At 63.0% G+C, this 20,725-nt stretch carries 20 protein-coding genes and 1 tRNA gene; 8 read left to right on the top strand and 13 right to left on the bottom strand.

Annotated elements, in window-relative coordinates:
- Window positions 1–117 precede the first annotated feature (117 nt).
- Window positions 118–2,823 (bottom strand): pyruvate, phosphate dikinase, encoded by a 2,706-nt coding sequence (gene ppdK, locus NLY36_RS25595; RefSeq protein WP_023735566.1) that lies wholly within the window; start codon window positions 2,821–2,823, stop codon window positions 118–120.
- A 215-nt stretch (window positions 2,824–3,038) separates the two neighbouring features.
- Between ppdK and NLY36_RS25590 the strand changes: the two genes are divergently transcribed.
- The gene (locus tag NLY36_RS25590; RefSeq protein WP_023735567.1) at window positions 3,039–3,383 is read left to right on the top strand and encodes a VOC family protein; all 345 of its coding nucleotides are present in this window, start codon (window positions 3,039–3,041) and stop codon (window positions 3,381–3,383) included.
- Window positions 3,384–3,493: 110 nt separating this feature from the next.
- A tRNA-Gln gene (locus tag NLY36_RS25585) sits at window positions 3,494–3,568 on the top strand.
- 117 nt (window positions 3,569–3,685) lie between these two features.
- Here NLY36_RS25585 and NLY36_RS25580 read toward each other — a convergent pair.
- From NLY36_RS25580 to NLY36_RS25565, 4 genes are all read right to left on the bottom strand, one after another.
- Window positions 3,686–3,994, bottom strand: a complete 309-nt coding sequence (locus tag NLY36_RS25580) for a hypothetical protein (protein ID WP_023670691.1) — start codon at window positions 3,992–3,994, stop codon at window positions 3,686–3,688.
- A gap of 1,230 nt (window positions 3,995–5,224) precedes the next feature.
- Window positions 5,225–8,683 (bottom strand): chromosome segregation protein SMC, encoded by a 3,459-nt coding sequence (smc, locus tag NLY36_RS25575; protein WP_286461561.1) that lies wholly within the window; start codon window positions 8,681–8,683, stop codon window positions 5,225–5,227.
- 69 nt (window positions 8,684–8,752) lie between these two features.
- Window positions 8,753–9,484, bottom strand: coding sequence for a DsbA family protein (locus NLY36_RS25570; protein ID WP_023687169.1), 732 nt, complete (start codon window positions 9,482–9,484; stop codon window positions 8,753–8,755).
- A 167-nt stretch (window positions 9,485–9,651) separates the two neighbouring features.
- On the bottom strand, window positions 9,652–10,158 hold the full coding sequence (locus NLY36_RS25565) for a DUF721 domain-containing protein (protein WP_023687168.1): 507 nt from the start codon (window positions 10,156–10,158) through the stop codon (window positions 9,652–9,654).
- A 50-nt stretch (window positions 10,159–10,208) separates the two neighbouring features.
- On the opposite strand from NLY36_RS25565, the gene mutY reads away from it, so the two are divergent.
- Window positions 10,209–11,333 (top strand): A/G-specific adenine glycosylase, encoded by a 1,125-nt coding sequence (mutY, locus tag NLY36_RS25560; protein WP_023698536.1) that lies wholly within the window; start codon window positions 10,209–10,211, stop codon window positions 11,331–11,333.
- 1 nt (window position 11,334) lies between these two features.
- Complete coding sequence (locus NLY36_RS25555; protein WP_023698535.1) at window positions 11,335–11,946, top strand: HAD family hydrolase; 612 nt, start codon at window positions 11,335–11,337, stop codon at window positions 11,944–11,946.
- A 40-nt stretch (window positions 11,947–11,986) separates the two neighbouring features.
- On the opposite strand, the gene NLY36_RS25550 is transcribed toward NLY36_RS25555, so the two are convergent.
- A complete protein-coding gene (locus NLY36_RS25550) occupies window positions 11,987–13,120 on the bottom strand; it encodes a site-specific DNA-methyltransferase (RefSeq protein ID WP_023698534.1) in 1,134 nt (377 codons plus the stop codon).
- A 188-nt stretch (window positions 13,121–13,308) separates the two neighbouring features.
- On the opposite strand from NLY36_RS25550, the gene NLY36_RS25545 reads away from it, so the two are divergent.
- A complete protein-coding gene (locus NLY36_RS25545; RefSeq protein ID WP_023698533.1) occupies window positions 13,309–13,995 on the top strand; it encodes an HAD family hydrolase in 687 nt (228 codons plus the stop codon).
- Between the two features lie 5 nt (window positions 13,996–14,000).
- Here the strand turns inward: NLY36_RS25545 and NLY36_RS25540 are convergent, their stop codons facing one another.
- The 7 genes from NLY36_RS25540 to NLY36_RS25510 all read right to left on the bottom strand — a co-directional run bounded on the left by NLY36_RS25540 (window position 14,001) and on the right by NLY36_RS25510 (window position 17,281).
- Window positions 14,001–14,432 (bottom strand): DUF1801 domain-containing protein, encoded by a 432-nt coding sequence (locus tag NLY36_RS25540; protein ID WP_023698532.1) that lies wholly within the window; start codon window positions 14,430–14,432, stop codon window positions 14,001–14,003.
- 13 nt (window positions 14,433–14,445) lie between these two features.
- Window positions 14,446–14,904, bottom strand: coding sequence for a DUF1801 domain-containing protein (locus tag NLY36_RS25535; RefSeq protein ID WP_023735570.1), 459 nt, complete (start codon window positions 14,902–14,904; stop codon window positions 14,446–14,448).
- A gap of 3 nt (window positions 14,905–14,907) precedes the next feature.
- Entirely contained in the window at window positions 14,908–15,129 is a 222-nt protein-coding gene (locus tag NLY36_RS25530) for a hypothetical protein (RefSeq protein WP_023698530.1), read from the bottom strand.
- Between the two features lie 25 nt (window positions 15,130–15,154).
- Entirely contained in the window at window positions 15,155–15,547 is a 393-nt protein-coding gene (locus tag NLY36_RS25525; RefSeq protein ID WP_023668397.1) for a VOC family protein, read from the bottom strand.
- A 57-nt stretch (window positions 15,548–15,604) separates the two neighbouring features.
- Window positions 15,605–16,030 carry an SRPBCC family protein gene (locus tag NLY36_RS25520; protein WP_023698529.1) on the bottom strand — a complete coding sequence of 142 codons (426 nt, stop codon included), beginning with the start codon at window positions 16,028–16,030 and terminating at the stop codon, window positions 15,605–15,607.
- Window positions 16,027–16,350, bottom strand: coding sequence for an ArsR/SmtB family transcription factor (locus tag NLY36_RS25515; protein ID WP_023698528.1), 324 nt, complete (start codon window positions 16,348–16,350; stop codon window positions 16,027–16,029). The genes NLY36_RS25520 and NLY36_RS25515 overlap by 4 nt, the downstream gene beginning before the upstream one ends.
- 199 nt (window positions 16,351–16,549) lie before the next feature.
- Window positions 16,550–17,281 carry a hypothetical protein gene (locus NLY36_RS25510; RefSeq protein WP_023735571.1) on the bottom strand — a complete coding sequence of 244 codons (732 nt, stop codon included), beginning with the start codon at window positions 17,279–17,281 and terminating at the stop codon, window positions 16,550–16,552.
- A 128-nt stretch (window positions 17,282–17,409) separates the two neighbouring features.
- Between NLY36_RS25510 and thrC the strand changes: the two genes are divergently transcribed.
- From thrC to NLY36_RS25495, 3 genes are read left to right on the top strand one after another with little or no spacing between them, the layout of a single operon-like run.
- The gene (gene thrC, locus NLY36_RS25505; RefSeq protein WP_023735572.1) at window positions 17,410–18,807 is read left to right on the top strand and encodes a threonine synthase; all 1,398 of its coding nucleotides are present in this window, start codon (window positions 17,410–17,412) and stop codon (window positions 18,805–18,807) included.
- A gap of 14 nt (window positions 18,808–18,821) precedes the next feature.
- Complete coding sequence (locus tag NLY36_RS25500; protein WP_023668402.1) at window positions 18,822–20,114, top strand: M16 family metallopeptidase; 1,293 nt, start codon at window positions 18,822–18,824, stop codon at window positions 20,112–20,114.
- A 14-nt stretch (window positions 20,115–20,128) separates the two neighbouring features.
- Window positions 20,129–20,725 (top strand): GNAT family N-acetyltransferase, encoded by a 597-nt coding sequence (locus NLY36_RS25495; protein ID WP_023668403.1) that lies wholly within the window; start codon window positions 20,129–20,131, stop codon window positions 20,723–20,725.

Genomic DNA, 20,725 nt, shown 5'->3' with positions numbered 1-20,725 from the left:
GGATTGCGTGTTGGGGCGCGCACATCAGCGTGAATTTGCTTACAAAATCGTAAGCTTAGCGCCAAACGGCCACCCAGGGGTGGCCGCTTCATCGATACCGAAAGGACTGTGTCGAAATCAGGATGCCGCGGCGCTCTTTTTGGGGCGCGGCACTGCTGTTTTGGCAATCTGCACTGCGGCTTGGGCTGCGGCCAATCTTGCGATCGGCACGCGGTAGGGAGAGCACGAGACATAGTCGAGGCCGACCTCTTCGCAGAAGCGGATCGAGGCGGGATCGCCGCCATGTTCACCGCATATGCCGAGCTTGATGTCGGGCCGTGTCGCCCTGCCCTTTTGCGCAGCCATGCGCACCAGTTCGCCGACGCCCTCGATGTCGAGCGAGACGAACGGGTCCTGCTCGATGATGCCTTTCTGCCGATAGGTCTCGAGGAAGGACGCCGCATCGTCGCGCGAGATGCCGAAAGTGGTCTGGGTGAGATCGTTGGTGCCGAAGGAGAAGAACTCGGCCGTAGCAGCGATGACGTGGGCGCGGATCGCCGCGCGCGGAAGCTCGATCATCGTGCCGGTGAGATAGTCGATCTTGACGCCGGTCTCGTCCATGACAGCCTTGGCGACCGCATCGATGCGCGCCTTGACGTAGTCGAGCTCCTTCACCAGGCCGACCAGCGGCACCATGATCTCGGGAACGACCAGCGCGCCGGCCTTCTTGCCGGCCTCGACGGCTGCCTCGAAAATGGCGCGCGCCTGCATCTCGGCAATCTCGGGATAGGAGACGGCGAGACGGCAGCCGCGATGGCCGAGCATCGGGTTGAACTCGTGCAGGGCTTCTGTGCGCTGCCTGAGCTTGTCGGGCGAGACGTTCATGGCGGCGGCGACCTCCTCCACCTCCGCTTCCGTCTTGGGCAGGAATTCGTGCAGCGGCGGATCGAGCAGCCGGATCGTCACCGGCAGGCCGGCCATGATCTCGAACAGTTCGAGGAAATCCGAGCGCTGCATCGGCAACAGCTTGGCAAGCGCGGTGCGGCGGTCCTTCTCGGTATCGGCCAGGATCATCTCGCGCATGGCGACGATACGCTCGCCGTCGAAGAACATGTGCTCGGTGCGGCAGAGGCCGATGCCTTCGGCGCCGAAGGAGCGCGCCATGCGCGCATCGAGCGGCGTCTCGGCATTGGTGCGCACCTTCATGCGGCGCACCGCATCGGCCCATTCCATGATGGCGGCGAAATCGCCCGACAGTTCCGGCTGCAGCATCGACACGGCGCCCTTCAGCACCTGGCCGTTGCTGCCATCGATGGTGATGATGTCGCCCTTGCGGAAGGTCTGGCCCATCGACATCAGCGTGCCGGCCTTGTAGTCGACACGCAGCGAGCCGGCGCCCGAAACGCAAGGCTTGCCCATGCCGCGCGCGACCACGGCGGCGTGGCTGGTCATGCCGCCGCGCGTGGTCAGGATGCCTTCCGAAGCATGCATCCCATGAATGTCTTCGGGGCTGGTTTCGATGCGCACCAGGATTGCCTTGCGACCTTGCGTCTTCAGATCCTCGGCATCGCCCGAGGAGAAAACAATCTCGCCGGTCGCCGCGCCCGGAGAAGCCGGCAGGCCGACGCCGATGACATCGCGCGCGGCCTTGGGGTCGATGGTCGGATGCAACAGCTGATCGAGCGAGGCCGGATCGATGCGGGCGACCGCCTCCTCCGTCGTGATCAGCTTGTCGCGCGCCATCTCGACGGCGATCTTCAGCGCCGCCTTGGCGGTGCGTTTGCCGGAACGCGTCTGCAGCATCCACAATTTGCCGCGCTCGATGGTGAATTCGAGATCCTGCATGTCGCGGTAGTGCTGTTCCAGGCGGTCGGAGATGTCGACGAAGGACCGGAACGCGTCCGGCATCAGTTTCTGCAGCGACGGCTTGTCGGAGCCGGCGGCGATGCGCGCCGCCTCGGTGATGTTTTGCGGCGTGCGGATGCCGGCTACGACATCCTCGCCCTGCGCGTTCACCAGGAATTCGCCATAGAGCATCTTTTCGCCGGTCGAGGGGTTGCGCGTGAAGGCGACGCCGGTGGCCGACGTCTCGCCCATATTGCCGAATACCATGGCCTGGACATTGACCGCCGTGCCCCAGCTTTCCGGGATGTCGTGCAGGCGCCGGTAGGTGATGGCGCGGTTGTTCATCCAGCTGGAAAATACCGCGCCGATCGCCCCCCACAGCTGCTCGTGCGGGTCCTGCGGAAACGGCTTGTCGAGTTCCTCCTCGACCTTGGCCTTGTAAAGGGCGATGACGCTCTGCCATTCCTGCCCTGTCAGTTCGGTGTCGAGCTCGTGGCCGAGGCTCGCCTTCTGGTCCTCCAGGATTTCCTCGAACACTTCGTGGTCGAGACCCATGACGACATCGGAATACATCTGAATGAAGCGGCGGTAGCTGTCATAGGCAAAGCGGGCATCGCCGGAATCGGCTGCCAACGCCTCGACCGTCTCGTCATTGAGGCCGAGATTGAGCACGGTGTCCATCATGCCCGGCATCGAGGCCCTGGCCCCGGAGCGGACCGAGACCAGAAGCAGCTTCGACGGATCGCCGAAACGGCGCCCCGTCAGCTGCCCGATATGGTCCAGCGCCTTGACGACATCGGCCTGCAACGCGGCCGGATAGCTGTTGCCGTTGGCGTAATAGGCGTTGCAGACTTCGGTGGTGAGGGTGAAGCCCGGCGGCACGGGCAGGCCAAGACTGCACATCTCGGCCAGATTGGCGCCTTTGCCGCCGAGAAGGTTGCGGTCGCCCGCACGTCCCTCCGCGGCGCCATCGCCGAAGGTGTAGACCCATTTGGTCATGCTCGCCCTCCAAGTCCTCGGAAGATAGAACACCGGGGCCAAGACCCGGTTCCCCCGCGTTCCGACCCGAGCGTTATTATGCTGCAGTGCGAAAGGCAAGGTGTGGCAGCGAAGCCCGGCGACTACAATCGATTAAGCAAAAGCTGCGTCGAAAAGACTTGCCGGATCGCTGCCCAGGATATAGAACATATAGGGAACAAGTTGGGAGCAGCGTGATGAAACTCAACGGAAAACTCGACTATCTCGAACTGCCCGCGACCGGCGCGACGCTGGACAGCGTCAAGGCTTTCTACAGCGCCGCCTTCTCGTGGTCGTTCACCGATTACGGGCCGACCTATTCGGCCTTCGGCGAAGGGCTCGATGGCGGCTTCCAGGCCGATGCAGCGGAGGCGCCGGCGAAACCATTGCCGGTGCTCTATTCGCAGGATCTGGAAGCAACGCTCGCCGTTGTCGAAAGCGCCGGCGGCACGATCGTCAAGCCGATATTCTCGTTCCCGGGCGGCAGGCGGTTCCATTTCACCGATCCCGCTGGCAACGAGTTGGCGGTCTGGGGCGAATAGCGCGTCCCCGCGCCAAGCGGTGGATCAGTTTTGCACAGTGGCCAACTCGGCATTGAGCTTTCGTGCCGCTCGTCCTATAAGGCCGCGCGCAACGGGCAAAGCTCGCTTGCTGGGGCGTCGCCAAGTGGTAAGGCATCGGTTTTTGGTACCGACATTCCCAGGTTCGAATCCTGGCGCCCCAGCCAAATCACATGCCTTTGGAATCAATGATTTACCGACCTTATCGATGGCTGCCGTCAGGAGCTATCTGACTCCCACGCGACCCCGACTCCGTTGACAGAGCCGGGGCCGTGCGGAGAGGATCAGTAATCGTTGTCGTCCTGGATGACGACGGGATGATGCCGATGATGTCGATAATAGCGATGATGGCTGCGCTCGATCGAGCCGGTCACGATGACCGTATCCCGGCGATGATGTCTGCGGCCGTGGTCGTAGAAGGCAACCGTGCCGTGTCTGCGGTGATGAAGGCGTTGACCCTGGTCATTGATGACCTTTACGCTCCTGTGATGATGTCGATGGTGGGTCGTGATGACCACGTCAGCTTCGGCTGCCGGAGCTATCGTCGGCATGGCAATGAACAGCGCCAAGGCGCTCACGATCATTGTTTTCATTGTAATATCTCCACCTGCTAATTATCCCTTCGCGGGGATAACCGCGTCCCATCCCTTTGGTTCCGAGTAGCGTCGTCGGTCCACGGGCGCGATCAGTGACGGCTGCTCCCGTGCAACACGGCGTATCGAAAGAAGAAGTTGCGACAGCAGCTCCTGTTGGCAACTTCTGGTAAAGGCGCTCTTTCAAGCCGACCACCAGGGTTACGCCACTCGACAAAGGAGCGCTGCACAGGACCCTTCCATGTCGTCGCGTTCGATCTCCTGATCTGTGACGGGAAACACCCGTCTTGCGAGGAAGACCGTCGGCACAGTTTGTGAGATTTACGAGACCAATCAGGCCATTTCAGATCCCATAGGTCGGGCCGTCTCAGATCCCGTAAGAAAGTGCAAGGTAAACCACCGGCGCCAAGATCAGCAGAACCGCGATTCCGATAACCACTGCGATTGCCAGGCGCTCTGTTCGCCTGACAAGCTCAGCGACCTTGTCGTCGTCAGCCGATGGTATGAGGTCAAGAACGGAAGAAACTTCCGCAGGACTGTCGTTGTCGTTTGCGGGTCGGGTTGCGCCGTCACGCACTGATCTCTGGACAAAGGTCACTGTCAGCCTCTCTATTGAACGAACACCGCTTGGCGGTGTCACGACGATCGGGTGCCCGCTAACCTCTCAGGAATGGCGGGCACCCGATTGACCACCGATGAAGGGACTCATGCTCGGCAGCCCGGTTCCAATGCATCGGGAGGGCATAGGTTGCCCGCCTTCAGGCCTATGGCTCCGACGTCAGGACTTCAGTCATACCCTGTTCGGACCTTGGTCTGGCAATCGACGAAGCGATGGCCGCCATTTTGTTTCGACGCAGAAAATGCGGGAACATTAGCAGGCTCTTACGAGTTCACTCCCAGCAACTAGTTCGGGAGAGATACGGTGAACAACATAATCTGGCTCATCGGAGCAGTCGTTATCGTGATTGCGATACTGAGCTTCCTGGGCTTCCGATAAACGTGGCAGCTGAATTGCTGTCGGAGCCTATTGCCATCTGCGCCTTGTAGGCATCGCTTTCGCGTTGGCCGGCGCTTTGCATGTGGGCTTTGGCGTTCGCTCTCAGGTGGCGCTTAAATTCCTTCTCTTCGAACCTTACAGAATGCGCGTCGCAAGCAGGTCGCAAGGGCGACGGTCCTGTTGCAACAGTCGGATCGACGCCATCGCCGACGAAATCAACAAAGCATGCTGCGTCAGCTCGCCTCGCGCATCGCCTCGGCGGCCTGCAGATCGACCGAGACCAGTTGGCTGACGCCCTGCTCGGCCATGGTCACGCCGAACAGGCGGTTCATGCGCGCCATCGTGATCGGGTTGTGGGTGATGATGACGAAGCGCGTCTCGGTGGTCGCGGCCATTTCGTCCATAAGGTTGCAGAAGCGTTCGACATTGTGATCGTCGAGCGGCGCGTCGACTTCGTCGAGCACGCAGATCGGCGCCGGATTGGTCAGGAACACGGCAAAGATAAGCGACATCGCCGTCAGCGCCTGCTCGCCGCCGGACAGCAGCGTCATGGTCTGCGGCTTCTTGCCGGGCGGACGGGCCAGGATTTCGAGCCCGGCTTCGAGCGGGTCGTCGGATTCGATCAGCTGCAATTCGGCCGTGCCGCCACCGAACAGATGCGAGAACAGCCGCTGGAAATGGCCGTTGACCACCTCGAAAGCGGCAAGCAGCCGTTCGCGGCCTTCGCGGTTCAGGCTCTGGATCGCTTGCCTCAGTTTGCGGATTGCCTCGATGATGTCCTCGCGCTCGGAAACGATGGCCTCCAGCCGGTCCGACAGTTCTTTCTGCTCTTCCTCGGCGCGCAGATTGACGGCGCCGAGCCGCTCGCGCTCAACCTTCAGCCGGTCGAGCTGGCGCTCGATCTCGGCCATTTCGGGCATCGGGCTGTCGGCTTCCAGGCCAGTATGGCGAATGACCAGATGCGGCGGCGTGTTCAGCGTTTCCTGGATGCGCGCCTCGACCTCGAGCCGGCGCTCGTCGGCGGCGGTCAATCGCTCTTCGGCGCGGACGCGGGTTTCGCGGGAATCGGCCAGCGACTGGATCGCCGCGGTGGCGGCCTTGTCCAGCTCGGCCTGCTTGGTCTCGGCCTCCTGCAAGCGGTCGGCGGCCGCCTTGCGCAAGGTCTCTGCCTCGGTCAGCTGCGACAGCAGCGCGCGGCGCCTGGCGTCGATCTCGTCGGGGGCGTCGGCCAGCGTTTCGCGCTCGGCCTCGGCCTCGGCCCTGCGCTCGCCCAGCGAGGCAATCTGCGTCGAGGCGTTTTCGGCCCGCTGCAGCCAGTTGCTGCGCTCGGCGCCGATGGCGTCGAGCCGGCGCGTGCGCGCCTCGGCTTCGCGGCGCAGGCCTTCATGGACGGCGCGCGCGTCGGCCAAGGTTGCGCGGTCCCTGCCGACATTGGCGGCGGATTGTTCAAGCTGCAATTGCAGGTCGCCGAGATCGGGGGCGTCCTGCAGCAGCATTTCGGCCTCGGCGAAGGCGGCGGCCGTTTCTTCATGGCTGTCGACGATTCGTGCGCGCGCCTCGTCCAGGGCGGCGCGGCGGCTTGCCAGCTCGCCACCAGCCTTTTCGGCCTCGGCCAGCGCGCTGCGGGCGGCGTCCAGGCCGTGCTGGGCATCGCGCCCGGCCTGGCGGGCATTGCGTTCGGCCTCACTCGCCTGGCGGAGTGCCTGTTCGGCCTGGGCAAGGGCAGCCTCTGCCTCGCGCATGATCTGCGTCGCCTGCACCGCCTCGGCATCGAGCTCGGCCAGCCGGTTCTTCTGCGCCAGCCTTTGCGCGGCCGCGGTCGGTGCATCGGCGCTGGCGGTCAGCCCGTCCCAGCGCCACAGCGCGCCGTCACGGCTGACCAGCCGCTGGCCGGGGGCAAGCAGCGTCTGCAGGCGTTTGCCGTCGGCGGCATCGACGATGCCGATCTGCGCCAACCGGCGGGCAAGCTGCGAAGGCGCGCGCACCACGCTGGTGAGGCTCTTGAGGCCTTCCGGCAAGGCCGCATCGCCTGATTGAACCTGGCTTTCGCCCCAGTGCACCGGCGCGCTGCGGTCGAGCGGCACGTCGAGATCCTCGCCAAGCGCAGCACCAAGGGCCGTCTCATAGCCGCGTTCGACGCTGAGTTGCTCCAGCACCGACGGGAAAAGATCGCCGCTGGCGGCATTGAGGATCTTGGCCAGCGTGCGGGCTTCGGTCTCGATGCCGGCGAGTTCGGCCCTGGCATCCTGCAGCGGCGGACGGGCGGCACTCTCGGTGGCGCGCGCCTCGGCGACCGCCTGTTCGGCAGCAATGGCGCCGGCCTCGGCCTCCTCCAACCGGGCGAGCGCGTCCTCGACCAGAGCGCGCTTCTCGGCGGGATCGGGCAAGCCCGCAACCTTCGACACAATCTCGGACAATTCGCGGTCGACATCGGCCAGCTGGCGGGCAAAGCGATCGCGGCGTTCGGCGTTTTCGCGCAGCGTTCGTTCGATCTGATTGCGCGCGGCGGCGGCCTCGGCGCGTTCGGCGGTCAGCGCAGCGAGCTTGGCTTCGCTTGTGACAAGCGTTGCGCCGGCCTGCTCGAAAGCGGCCCGCGTCGTGGCCTCGCGCTCGGCGGCGCCGGCATTTTCGGAGTTGAGCGTGGCTTCTTCCTCGCGCAGGCGCTCAAGAATATCCGCATTGTCGCGGACCATGCGCTCCTCGCGGGCGATGTCGCCGTCGAGCTGCTGCAGCCGGCGCTCCAGTTCGGCCTGGCGGGCGCGGATGCGGCCAGCCTCCTCCTCGATCTGAGCCTTGGCGATCGACAGCCGCTGGAAGGCGGCAGCCGCGGCGGCCTCGGCATCGCGCAGATCGGGCAGCCGGTGGGCGCCGATGCCTTGCTCACGGGCGGCAGCCATCTGGGCGGCGGCGCGGTCGCCGACCAGAGCTGTGGCAACCGCCAGCGCCGACCGCGCATCGCCCTCCTGGGTTTTGGCCAAAGTCCAGCGCAGATGCAAGAGCGTGGCTTCCGCCTTGCGGATATCGGCCGACAGGTTCTTGAAGCGCGATGCCTGGCGCGCCTGGCGCTTAAGGCTTTCGATCTGGCTCTCCAGTTCGCCGACGACATCGTCCAGCCGTTCCAGATTTTGTTCGGCCGCCTTCAGCCGAAGCTCGGCCTCGTGACGCCGCGTGTGCAGGCCGGAAATGCCGGCGGCCTCTTCGAGCAGCGCGCGGCGCGCCTGCGGCTTGGCCTGGATCAGTTCGCCGATGCGGCCCTGTCCGACCATGGAAGGCGAGCGCGCGCCGGTCGACTGGTCGGCGAACAGAAGCTGCACGTCCTTGGCGCGGGCTTCCTTGCCGTTGATGCGGTAGAGCGAGCCGGCTTCACGCTCGATGCGGCGCGACACCTGCAATTCATCGGCGTCGTTGAAGGCGGCGGGCGCGGTCCGGTCGCTATTGTCGAGGAACAGCGTGACTTCGGCGGTGTTGCGGGCCGGGCGCGTTCCCGAGCCGGAAAAGATCACGTCGTCCATGCCGGATGCGCGCATGTTCTTGTATGAGCTTTCGCCCATCACCCAGCGCATCGCCTCGACAAGGTTCGACTTGCCGCAGCCATTCGGCCCGACAATGCCGGTCAGGCCGCGTTCGATGACGAACTCGCCGGGTTCGACGAAGGATTTGAAGCCGAGGAGGCGAAGGCGCGAAAACTTCATTCGCGCCTGCCTGGAAGGCACAAAGGTGCGCTGACGCTGAAGCGCAGTCGCTCCGGCGCCGCCTGGACGTCAGAGCAGAGGGTCGATGATGGCCGATATTTCCTCAATCGACATCGCACCTTTGTAGGTTTTCCCGTTGATGAAGAAGGTCGGTGTCGAGTCGACCTTGAATTCATCGGCGCCGCGCTTCTGGACCGATCTCACATCGTCCAGAAGTTTCTGGTCCGTCAAGCAGGCCTCGAAGGACTCCTGTGTAAAACCGGCGAGCTTGGAGATCTGCAGCAGCGCATCCTTGGTATTGTTGACGCCGACCCAGTTGGCCTGCTGCTTGAACAGCACGTCGACCATCGGGAAATAATTGTCCTTCGAACAGCGCGCCAGCATGAAACCGGCCTCGGCGCTCGGATCGAACGGGAATTCGCGCAGGATGTAACGCGCCTTGCCGGTGTCGATGTATTTGGTCTTCAACTCAGGGAAGGTGGTCGCGGCGAAATGCGCACAATGCGGGCAGGTCATCGAAGCATATTCGACGATGGTGACCTTGGCGTCATCCTTGCCGAGCTGCTTGTCGGGCAAAGCGCCGGGCTTCAGCAGTTCGGCCATGTCGACATTGCCGGAAGACTCCGGGACCTTGACGGCGGCCGGAGTGGCAGGCGTCGAAGCAGGCACCGCGGGAGCCGCAGGCTTCACATCCGCTGCTTTGGCATCCTCGCCTGAATCGCTGCATGCGGCGAGCATAGCCACTGCCGGAATGACGGCCAGCGAAGACAGGAGGTTTCTGCGGGACAAGCTACGGTTCATGCGAATCACCTGACTGTGGTTTGATTTTGCAACGCAAAGGCTAGAAAAGGCGAGAGTTGGCGGGAATTAAGGCATCGCCGTCCCCATTCCAATCGCCAAACTCTACATGCAGGATCACGAATGCGCGAGATAGATGACGCGTTCATGACCGACTGATTACCGGTTGATTACCTTGGCCGCTTCCTTTGGCCAAGAATTGTGGCGCCAAGACGCTCCAGCGAGGCGCGCAAGCCTTCATCCTCGATCTTGCCGACGGTATCGGACAATTTGGCCTTTTCGACAGAAGTCAGTGCTCTCGGCGTCGGTTTCGGCCGGGCTTTGTCCCTCAGCACCGGCTTTTGCACGATCCGGATCCTGCCGATCGCGTTGAAGCCGAGAAAGGCATTGACGCGGTTGATGATCTCGCCGGTCTCGTGCTGTAGGTGCAGCGCGGCCATGCCCTCGCAGGCGATGACCAGCACCGCCGGCTCGAACGGATCGTCCTCATGCATGCGGCGCGGCCACTGGATTTTTTCGGGGCGCGAATGGCCGGCGAGCCTGGGGCCGGCGATCTCTTCCCATGACTGCACCAGCCCGATCGAAATGCCGGCCCGCTTGCGCAGCACGGGGTCGAGGATCGCGGTCGCGAGATCGCTCACCGGAACGGGATTGCCGTAAGGCGTTCTCCCTGCCATGTACGTTCTCCAGCCACGTTCCTCACCAGCCTAGAGCCAGCCCGCGATCAATGGCACTGCACGAACAGACCCGCAAGGCCGCATCCGGACCAACTCTATCGGGAGAGATCGCCGCGCGTCTGCTTGCCTGGTACGACGCGCACCATCGCGAACTGCCGTGGCGGATCACGCCGCACGCCGCGGCCGGCGGTGCACGGCCGGACCCCTATCGCATCTGGCTTTCGGAAGTGATGCTGCAGCAGACCACGGTCGAAGCGGTAAAATCTTATTTTCGCGCCTTTGTCGAGAAATGGCCTGATGTGAAGGCGCTGGCGGCTGCGCCGGCCGAGGATGTGATGAAGGCCTGGGCCGGGCTCGGCTATTATTCACGGGCGCGCAACCTCAAGGCCTGCGCCGATCTGGTTGCGAGCCAGGGCGGCCGTTTTCCCGACAACGAAACGGGATTGAGGGAATTGCCGGGGATCGGCGCCTATACGGCGGCCGCGATCGCGGCGATCGCCTTTGACCGTCCGGCGGCGGTCGTCGACGGCAATGTCGAACGTGTCATCTCGCGGCTCTATTCGATCGCAACGCCGCTCAGCGAGGCAAAGCCCGAAATCCGCGCGCTCGTCGAAAGACTGGTTCCGCAGACAAGGCCGGGCGACTTCGCCCAGGCAATGATGGACCTTGGCGCCACGATCTGCACGCCAAGACGGCCGCGCTGCATGCTGTGCCCGGTGCGCGAGGATTGCAGCGCCATCCTGTCCGGCGACCCCGAGCGCTTTCCGGTCCGCCTGCCCAAGGTCGACAAACCACTCAGGCGGGGTGCCGCCTTCGTCGCCGAGCGCGGCGACGGCGCCATCCTGTTGCGCAAGCGGCCTGACAAGGGCCTGCTCGGCGGCATGACCGAGGTGCCGACCACAGGTTGGACAGCACGGATCGACGGTGCAACCACTTCGGAGGCAGCGCCCTTCGCTGCGGACTGGCGGCGCGCCGGAGAGATCGCGCATGTCTTCACCCATTTCGCGCTCGAACTCGAAGTCTTTCACACTCAAGTGAAAAGTGATGCGCCGGAAGGGCATTTCTGGTCGCTGGCCCATGACGTTTCCGGTGAAGCGCTGCCGACCGTCATGAAAAAGGTCATCGAAGCAGCGATACCGGGCGCGACCAAAAAGCGGCTCAACTCAAAGGGATAAAATGACTGAAATCCGCCATATCGTGTTCGACATCGGCCGCGTCTTGCTCCACTACGATCCGAACATTCCGTTCAGCCGCCTCATTCCCGATGCCGAAGAGCGCAAGTGGTTCTTCGACAATGTCTGCACGCATGACTGGAACATCGAGCAGGACCGTGGCCGGACGTGGGAAGAGGCGGAAGCGCTGCTGATCGCGGATTACCCGGATCATGCTGAAAATATTCGGAATTTCCGACGCTATTGGAACGACATGGTGCCGCATGCCTATGAGGACAGCGTCGCCATCATGCTCGGCCTGATCGAGAGCGGCCACGACGTGACCATGCTGACGAACTTCGCCGCCGACACGCTTGCCGAGGCAAGACTGCGCTTCGATTTCCTTAGCCGCCCGCGCGGCGTGACCGTGTCGGCCGATATCCGTGAGATCAAGCCCGACCGCGCCATCTATGACCACCACGTGGTCTCGTTCGGCCTGGAGCCCTCCGCCACGCTGTTCATCGACGACAGCCCCAGGAATGTCGACGGAGCCAAGGCGGCTGGCTGGAATGCTGTGCTGTTCACAGATGCAAAAACGCTCAAGGCGGACCTTGAGCGGTATGGCATCGCGGTGTGAGCCGCGCAGAGGCCGGAAGGTAGCGCTCTACGACCTGAGATCAAGCCCCTGCCCGCTCCATGCCAAGCCTGGCAATCCGGCGCAGTTCGTCGATCGGGGTCAGGCCGCCCGAGCGCTCATAGTGCCAGAAGGTCCAGCCATTGCAGGCGTCCAGGCCCTGCACTTCGGCGCCGATCTTGTGGATCGAGCCGGCGCTGTCGCCGATCGCCACCGTGCCGTCGGCGCGTACCTTGGCCGACCAGCGCTTCTTGGCATCGTAAAGCGTGGCGCCGGGCTGCATAAGCCCGGTATCGATGAGGCTGACAAAGGCGACGCGCGGCTCGGCGCGCTTGCCGGTGAGCACGGCGAGATCGGCGCTTTCCAGCGGCCGCACCGCATCGATGCGCTCGTTGGCGGCGTCGATATAGGCCTGTTCGCGCTCGATGCCGACGAAGTGACGGCCAAGCCGCTTGGCCACGGCGCCGGTGGTGCCGGAGCCGAAAAACGGGTCGAGCACGATGTCGCGCGGCTTGGTCGAGGCCATCATGATGCGGGCGAGCAGCGCTTCCGGCTTCTGCGTCGGATGCAGCTTGTCGCCATTGTCGTTCTTCAGCCGCTCGCCGCCAGTGCAGATCGGGAACAGCCAGTCGGAGCGCATCTGGATGTCGTCGTTCGATGCCTTCATGGCTTCGTAATTGAAGGTATAGCCCTTGCCCTTCTGGTCGCGCGAGGCCCAGATCATGGTCTCATGCGCGTTCTGGAAGCGGCGACCGCGGAAATTCGGCATAGGGTTGGTCTTGCGCCAGACGACATCATTGAGAATCCAGAAGCCGAGATCCTGCATCTTGGCGCCGACGCGGAAGATGTTGTGGTAGGAGCCGATGACCCAGATGGTGCCATTCGGCTTCAGCACGCGGCGTGCCGCCAGGAGCCAGGCGCGGGTGAAGGCGTCATAGGCCTCGAAACTCTCGAACTGGTCCCAGTCATCGTCGACGGCGTCGACCTTGGACTGGTCGGGCCGGTGCAAATCGCCGTCGAGCTGCAGATTGTAAGGCGGATCGGCGAAGATGACGTCGATGGATTTTTCCGGCAGCCGGTCGAGCGCGGCGACACAATCGCCCTTGAGGATCGTGTCCAGCCACTCGGATTGCTGGGGGGCGTGGGAGAGGTCGGCGAGAAGACGCACGGCAGACATTTTTACACCCAAGGCACGCGTTACTGTTTACTCCCCGTTATGGTTACCGATCAGCGTAAATATTCGGTGAAGGACGCAACGTTCCAGGCAGCCCTGACGTCGTCAATTTGCGCAGCCCGGCCCGTTGGTGTATGTCGCGCCGCTTGAGCCTTGCCGGGCCTCCATCACCCTCCCTCGTTCGGATTGCCATGCCCCAGCCAGATCTTGTCATCTTCGATTGCGACGGCGTGCTCGTCGATTCCGAAATCATCGCAGCCCGCGTCGAAGCCGAATTGCTGACCTTGGCCGGATATGAAATCTCGGCTGAGGAATACGCCGAAACCTATGCCGGACTGACCTTCAAGGACATCATGATGCGGGTCGAGCAAAAATCCGCCATCCCGTTCCAGGCCTCGATGATCGACCGGGCCGAAGAGCTGGTCGACCGCAAACTGCGCAGCGACGTGCGCGCCATCGACGGCGTGCGCGAGGCGGTCGCCGCGGTTACCGCGCCGCGCTGCGTCTGCTCGAACTCACGCTTGGAGCGGATCGAGTTCATGCTCGAGAAAGTGGGCCTGCTGCCGTTCTTCGCCGGCCGGATTTTTTCAGCGCTGGAAATACCAAGCAAGAAAACCAAGCCCGCGCCGGATGTGTTCCTGATCGCGGCGCAGCAACTCAACGCCAATCCGGCAAACACCTTCGTCATCGAGGATTCGGTGCACGGCGTCACCGGCGCCAGGGCCGCTGGCATGCGCGTGATCGGCTTCACCGGCGCCGCGCACAGCTATCCCGGCCATGCCGATGTGCTGACCGAAGCCGGCGCCGAAACCGTCATCCGCCGCTGGGCCGAACTGAAAAGTGTGATTGCCGCTCTGTCGGAGTGGTCGGACGCCTGAACCGATCAGTCCTTGGCTTTGGCCGACCTGGCCGGTTTCTTCTTAGCCCTGTTGTAGGCAATCGCGGCGCGGACGAGCGCTTTCAGCGCATCCGCATCGATCTCGTCGCCCTCCGACACATCGATGGCGCGCCACACCTTGCCGTTGAGCCCGTTGTTGAACAGCCTGTCGGGATCCGGCAGGCTGGCACCGTGAGAAAAGGTCAGCTTCACCTTGTCCTTGTGAGCGTTGCCGACGGCGATCATGCCGTCGCGTGACCATACCGGGCTGCCCATCCACTTCCACTCCTCGATGATTTCCGGGTCGGCGTCGAGGATGGTCTTGCGCAGGCTGGCCAACGTCTTGCCCCGCCAATCGTCCAGCTCCCGGATTCGGGCATCTATCCGCTCGGAGGCAGAGGCGCCTCCCTCATCCTTGCTCGACATGCTGATCTTCATGGTCTGCCTCCGTTCACATCTTATCGCCGGGCAATCGGCTGGCCTGCTTCACCCAGGAGGCGAAGCGGGCTTCGTCGATCTCTTCGCCTTCATGGATGTCGAGATAGCGCACTTCCTTTTGCCTGGAACCGCCGGGAGGCACAGGATCGAGCGACGTGCCGCGAAAGAAGGCGACTTTGACGTATCTGGTGAAGCAATGCAGGCTGAGGAACCAACCCTCGCCCTCGATGCCATAGAACGGTGAGTTCCACTTCACCGCCTTGTAGACGCCGGGGACGGCGCTGACGATAAGTGCGTCGATCCGGCGCCCGACATCGCTTTTCCAGCCCGGCATGGCAGCAATATACGCCTGCACCGGAGCGTCCCCATAGGCCTTCGGGATCTGCGGGTTGCCGCCCGAAAGCAGGACCGGCTTTTCCGGCTTGTCTGGGGCCGGTTTTGCGACCTTCGATTTTCCCAGCGCCTTGGCCATGTCCTACCCTTGCGCGCCCTGCTCGCCACGCGATCTCGCGACGTAAGGCAGCACGAAAATATAGAGGCCGCTGAACAGCAGCAGGAATAGCGGCAGCAGCGGCGAATAGACCACCCAGGCCGGAGGTTGCCCGAACGCCATGGTGATGAAATTGGCTGCCACGGTCAGCGTCAAGATGATCGACAGCCAACGATGGGTTTGACGTATCCATTTGCTCAAGTTCATTGCAACTTCCTCTTGAAACCAGCGCCTACCAACGCGCCAGTTGGGTGATCTGGATGAGATTGCCGCAGCTGTCGTTGAGCTGGGCGATGGTCGAGCCGGTCACTTCTGTCGGCGCCATGGCGAACGCGCCGCCGCGTCCCTTGATGCGCTCGTAATCACCCTTGACGTCGTCGGTGAACAGCATGAGCGCGGGCTGCCCCTGCTTGAAGATGGCCTGCTGGTAGGCCTTGGCGGCCGGGTTGTCGTTGAGCGCCAGCTGTAGCTCGGCTCCCTCGGGCTCATCGGGTGAGATGACGGTCAGCCAACGAAAAGGCCCATTGCTGAAGTCGGCCTTCACAGCAAAGCCCAGCACGTCGGTGTAGAAGCGCAGTGCGTTGTCCTGGTTGTCCACATAGACGCTGGTCAGCTTGATCTTCATCGATTTCCTCCTTTTTGCATTCGGTGCCCCGCGATCAGGGCATGGTACCGGCAGGCTTCAATCCGGCTTCGCCAGGACCTGCTCCAGCTTGGTGAGGAATTGCTGCCACCCGGCCCTGGCGCCGCCATAGGCCTGCTTCTGGCTCGGATGGAAGCCCGACTGCTCGACGCGCAGATGGGTTCCCGAGCTCGTGGGTGTGAGCGTGAACGTCACCACGCTCTTCAGATTGTAGGCGGCATCCTCATGCGCAAAATCCCAGCTGTAGGACAGCGTCCTGTTTTGCTCGATGGCCAGCACCTCGCAGTCGAGCACGCCGCCCCAGTCGCCGCGAAGATTGAAGCTGTGGCCGACGACAGGCTTGAAATCGTTCTTCATGAGCCATTCCTCCATCAGATGCGGCTGCGTCAACGCGCGCCAGATCTTCTCCGCCGGCCAGGATATTTCACGTTCGACGACGACGGTGCGCAGCTCGGGATTGCTCACTGGTCCATCCTTTTCAGCAGGTTCTCGAGATCATCGAAGCGGCTCTCCCAGAATCCTGTCATTTGAACTGTCCAGTTGGTCAGCGGACCAAGTGCCTCGGGCTGCGCGCTGTAGTGGGTCTGGCGTCCGGCGTGGCGGTCACGCACCAGGCCGGCCAGCTTCAGGACGCCGAGATGCTTCGACACCGCCGGTTGCGAGACCCCGGACTGCGCCGTCAGCGCCCCCACGGTCTGCTCACCTTGGCGGCACAAGCGCTCGAAGATGGCCCGCCGGGTCGGGTCGGCAAGCGTTCTGAACAAAGTATCGTGGGCGTCCGGCATCGGGATCAATAACCTGCGAGCTATTGATTGACGTATAACCGCCGGGATATGGATGAGTCAAGTGCGCTGGCGGAATGGATCGAGATTAAAGCGCAGACGCGACCTGCCGCAGGCGCACGCCTGCAGGATTACGATCGGATCGTTTGGATCTTTCAAAGAGTTGACCGGCACCGTCGCAGCAGCGACGGCGCCCAGGCGCTTAGTTCGTCGCCGGAGCGCGCTTCTTTTTCTTGCCGGACTTCTTGTCCACCCCCGCCGGCGCGGTGTCGTCATAGCCGGCATAGACAGTGTAATCCCGGGCGGAGGGTTCGGGCACGACGACGTTGGGATCGGTGAACACGAACTGGGTGGCGGTCGAGGGATCGCTGACCTGGATCTGATAGGGGTGGATCTGCGAATAAAGTACGTCGGGGCCGTGCATGACGGCAATGCGGATCGGCATGGTGATGGTGCCGGGGGCGAACAGCGGTCCCGGCACGATCTTGCCGGCAACTCCAACCTTCATCGTCAACTGGCCGTTGGCACGGCTGCAATCGCGGCTCACATCGCTGATCGAGGCCTGGTAGATGATCTTGGCCGGATCCTTGTTCGGATCGACGATGGAGCCGTCAGGCGCCGTCTGCGCGGCGGCAGCGGCCTCGGCATCCTGTGTTGCATCAGCCTTTTTCTTTTTCGGCTGCGGCGCGCCCTTGGCGTAGGTATTGAAGTATGCGGTGCCGTCACGCACCGTCACTTTCGGGCAGTAGGCCTGCAACTGGCTGGCGAGAACCTTGGGATCCTGAGGCGGTATTGGCGCATTCGGGTCGGTCTTCTTGCCGAAACCGAGATTGAGGATGCCATTGTCGCTCGATTGGCAACCGGCGGCGGCAAGCATAAAGCCGGTTAGCGCCAGACCCGCGACAAAGCGACGGTTGAACTTATGAAACGCCATGAAACTGCACTTCCCTCTCGCAAAGTTGGTGACGTATAGCAACGCCACGGCAAAAATGCGACTGAGGCGGCTCGGAAAATTAACCAATTGCCGTGGATGAAACCGGCGGCAGCAATGGACCTTTGACGATGCGCTATGTGAGTACCCGCGGGGATGCGCCCGTGCTTGGATTTGCCGATGCGGTGCTGGCGGGGCTGGCCCGCGACGGCGGGCTTTATGTGCCCCAGACATGGCCGCAGTTTTCGGCAGCCGAGATCCGCGCCATGCGCGGCCTGCCCTATGCGGACCTCGCCATCCGCGTGCTGACGCCCTTCCTCGGCGGCGAGATCGCCGCACCCGTCTTCGAGCGCCTGGTGCGAGAAGCCTATGCCACCTTCCGCCACCGGGCCGTCTGCCCGCTGGTGCAGACCGGCGCCAACACGTTCATCCTCGAGCTCTTCCACGGTCCGACGCTGGCCTTCAAGGACGTTGCCATGCAGCTGCTTGCCCGGCTGATGGACCATGTACTGACTGAGCGTGGCCAGCGCGCCACCATCGTCGGCGCGACCTCGGGTGACACTGGCGGCGCCGCCATCGATGCCTTCGCCGGCCGCGACCGAACTGACATTTTCGTGATGTTCCCGCATGGCCGCGTCTCGCCGGTGCAGCAGCGGCAGATGACGACATCGACTGCCGCCAACGTCCAGGCGCTAGCGATCGAAGGCAATTTCGACGATTGCCAGGGCCTGCTGAAGGATATGTTCAACGATCATCGTTTTCGTGATCGCGTGTCGCTGTCGGGCGTCAATTCGATCAACTGGGCCCGCATAATGGCCCAGATCGTCTATTATTTTTCCTCGGCGCTTTCGCTCGGCGCGCCGGACAGACCGGTCTCCTTTACCGTGCCGACCGGCAATTTCGGCGATATTTTCGCCGGTTACGCCGCCAAGAAGATGGGCCTGCCGATCGAGCGGCTGATCGTCGCCACCAACGACAACGACATATTGGCGCGCACTTTCGCGACCGGTGAATACCGCACCAAGGGGGTGTTTGCGACGACGTCGCCATCGATGGACATCCAGGTATCGTCGAACTTCGAGCGACTGCTGTTCGAGGCCTGCGACCGTAACGCAGAGACGGTGCGGCGTTACATGGCCGGCCTCAAGCAATCCGGCGCCTTCACCATCGAAACCGCAGAAATCGACCGGATGCGGTCCGGATTCGACGCCGGACGCGCTGATATGGACGAGGTTGCCGCCACCATCCGTTCAACGCTCGAATCCAGCAATTATCTGCTCGATCCGCACACGGCCGCGGCCGTGCATGTCGCCGCCGGCAAGGCTGACGGTGCAGTGCCGATGGTGGTGCTGGGCACGGCGCACCCGGCCAAGTTCCCGGCCGCGGTCGAAGCCGCCTGCGGCGTGTCGCCGGCCCTGCCGGCATGGCTGGGGTCCTTGATGTCAGCCGACGAAAAGTACACGGTACTTCCATCCGACCTGAAAATGGTGGAAGATTACGTGAGCAGCCACTCAAGGGCAGCGCGTTAGGGAGTACTTGCTATATGGGTGTTGAGGTAAGCCGTCTGTCGAACGGCCTGACAGTCGCCACCGAAACCCTTCCAAGCCTCGAATCCGTTGCCCTTGGCGCCTGGGTCAAGTCCGGCGCCCGCAATGAGCGTGACGACGAGCACGGAATGGCCCATCTGCTCGAGCATATGGCCTTCAAGGGTACGAAAAGGCGGACGGCCTTCGAGATCGCCTCGGAAATCGAGGATGTCGGCGGCGAGATCAATGCCGCCACATCAGTCGAGACGACGTCCTATTACGCCAGGGTGCTGTCCGACGATGTGCCGCTGGCGGTGGATATCCTTGCCGATATCCTGCAGGAGTCCGAATTCGACCCAGAGGAACTGGAGCGCGAGCAGCATGTGATCCTGCAGGAGATCGGCGCCGCGCACGACACGCCCGACGACATCGTCTTCGACCGTTTCACCGAGACCGCCTTCCGCCACCAGACGATCGGCCGCTCGATCCTCGGCACGCCGGAAACCGTCAAATCCTTCACCTCCAAACAGCTGCATGATTTCATCGAGCGCCAGTATGGCGCCGAGAAGATGGTGATCGTGGCGGCAGGCGACATTAAGCACGACAATTTCGTGCGCGAGGTCGAAAAGCAGCTCGGCGGTTTCCGCAGCAAGTCCGACAGCACGATGCCGCAATATGCGCAGTATGTCGGCGGCGATTTCCGCGAGGATCGCGACCTGATGGACGCGCAGATCGTGCTCGGCTTCGAAGGCCGAGCCTATCATGTGCGCGATTTCTACGCTTCGCAGGTGCTGTCGATGATCCTCGGCGGCGGCATGTCGTCCCGGCTGTTCCAGGAGGTCCGCGAAAAGCGTGGCCTGTGCTATTCGGTCTATGCCTTCCACTGGGGTTTTTCCGATACCGGCATCTTCGGCGTTCATGCCGCGACCGGGCAGAGCGACATTGCCGAACTGGTGCCGGTCATTATCGACGAGCTGCAGAAGGCCGGCGAGAATATCCTTCAGGAAGAGCTCGACCGCGCCCGCGCGCAATATCGCGCCGGCCTGATCATGTCGGCTGAAAGCCCGGCCAGCCGCGCCTCGCAGATCGCCAGGCAGCTGCTTCTGTTCGGTCGGCCGATCGCCAAGGAGGAATTGATGGAACGGCTGTCGGCGCTGACCGTCGAGCGGCTGACCGACCTTTCGTCCCGGCTGTTTTCGACCAAGCCGACGCTGACTGCGGTTGGACCGGTGGGTACGCTCGCGCCCTATGAGGCGATTCTCGATTCGCTTGCGGGCACGCACACCACGGCCCGCAAGCTCGCCGTCTAAGCCTTCAAGCGCCGGTGTTCGCGCTCCCTTTCTTTCGCCGTGACCTGCCGGCACTGAAAGGCGACCGGGTCATGCTGCGCGTGCCCTACACCAACGACTATCGCGAATGGTCGGCGGTGCGCGGCGAAAGCCGTGCCTTCCTCGAACCGTGGGAGCCGCGCTGGACGCCCGATGAACTCGACCGCACCGCCTGGCGGCTGCGCATCGGCCGCTACCGCGAAGACTATGCGCAGGGAACCGCCATCGCCTTCTTCATCTTCGAGAAGGCGAGCGGCAAGCTTGCAGGCGGCATTACGCTCGGCAATATCCGCCACGGCGTCTCGCAAAGCGGCCATGTCGGCTACTGGATCGGGGAGCGGTTCGGCGGCCGCGGCCTGATGACCGACGCGGTCAAGGTGGTCTGCCGCTTCGCCTTCGATACGCTGAGGTTGCACCGGATCGAAGCTGCCTGTATTCCCGACAATGTCCGGTCGATCCGCGTGCTTGAAAAAGCCGGATTCCGGCGCGAAGGACTTCTGCGATCCTACCTCAGGATCAACGGCATCTGGCAGGACCACTACCTCTACGCCCGGATCGCGGACGATCCGCCGGGCGCTGGAACGAAGGACTGA

It is taken from the genome of Mesorhizobium sp. C399B (genome assembly GCF_030323185.1).
In the GTDB taxonomy this organism is placed as follows: domain Bacteria; phylum Pseudomonadota; class Alphaproteobacteria; order Rhizobiales; family Rhizobiaceae; genus Mesorhizobium.
This window is presented reverse-complemented; position numbering and strand designations above follow the sequence as displayed.

Excerpts from the sequence above, each read along its gene's own strand:
- NLY36_RS25565 (WP_023687168.1), bottom strand. The coding sequence starts at position 10,158 with ATGGCAGGGAGAACGCCTTACGGCAATCCCGTTCCGGTGAGCGATCTC.
- mutY (WP_023698536.1), top strand. The coding sequence starts at position 10,209 with ATGGCACTGCACGAACAGACCCGCAAGGCCGCATCCGGACCAACTCTA.
- NLY36_RS25545 (WP_023698533.1), top strand. The coding sequence starts at position 13,309 with ATGCCCCAGCCAGATCTTGTCATCTTCGATTGCGACGGCGTGCTCGTC.
- NLY36_RS25540 (WP_023698532.1), bottom strand. The coding sequence starts at position 14,432 with ATGAAGATCAGCATGTCGAGCAAGGATGAGGGAGGCGCCTCTGCCTCC.
- NLY36_RS25500 (WP_023668402.1), top strand. The coding sequence starts at position 18,822 with ATGGGTGTTGAGGTAAGCCGTCTGTCGAACGGCCTGACAGTCGCCACC.
- NLY36_RS25550 (WP_023698534.1), bottom strand. The coding sequence starts at position 13,120 with ATGTCTGCCGTGCGTCTTCTCGCCGACCTCTCCCACGCCCCCCAGCAA.
- smc (WP_286461561.1), bottom strand. The coding sequence starts at position 8,683 with ATGAAGTTTTCGCGCCTTCGCCTCCTCGGCTTCAAATCCTTCGTCGAA.
- NLY36_RS25590 (WP_023735567.1), top strand. The coding sequence starts at position 3,039 with ATGAAACTCAACGGAAAACTCGACTATCTCGAACTGCCCGCGACCGGC.
- NLY36_RS25580 (WP_023670691.1), bottom strand. The coding sequence starts at position 3,994 with ATGAAAACAATGATCGTGAGCGCCTTGGCGCTGTTCATTGCCATGCCG.
- NLY36_RS25510 (WP_023735571.1), bottom strand. The coding sequence starts at position 17,281 with ATGGCGTTTCATAAGTTCAACCGTCGCTTTGTCGCGGGTCTGGCGCTA.
- NLY36_RS25530 (WP_023698530.1), bottom strand. The coding sequence starts at position 15,129 with ATGAACTTGAGCAAATGGATACGTCAAACCCATCGTTGGCTGTCGATC.
- ppdK (WP_023735566.1), bottom strand. The coding sequence starts at position 2,823 with ATGACCAAATGGGTCTACACCTTCGGCGATGGCGCCGCGGAGGGACGT.
- NLY36_RS25515 (WP_023698528.1), bottom strand. The coding sequence starts at position 16,350 with ATGCCGGACGCCCACGATACTTTGTTCAGAACGCTTGCCGACCCGACC.
- NLY36_RS25570 (WP_023687169.1), bottom strand. The coding sequence starts at position 9,484 with ATGAACCGTAGCTTGTCCCGCAGAAACCTCCTGTCTTCGCTGGCCGTC.
- NLY36_RS25555 (WP_023698535.1), top strand. The coding sequence starts at position 11,335 with ATGACTGAAATCCGCCATATCGTGTTCGACATCGGCCGCGTCTTGCTC.
- thrC (WP_023735572.1), top strand. The coding sequence starts at position 17,410 with ATGCGCTATGTGAGTACCCGCGGGGATGCGCCCGTGCTTGGATTTGCC.
- NLY36_RS25525 (WP_023668397.1), bottom strand. The coding sequence starts at position 15,547 with ATGAAGATCAAGCTGACCAGCGTCTATGTGGACAACCAGGACAACGCA.
- NLY36_RS25535 (WP_023735570.1), bottom strand. The coding sequence starts at position 14,904 with ATGGCCAAGGCGCTGGGAAAATCGAAGGTCGCAAAACCGGCCCCAGAC.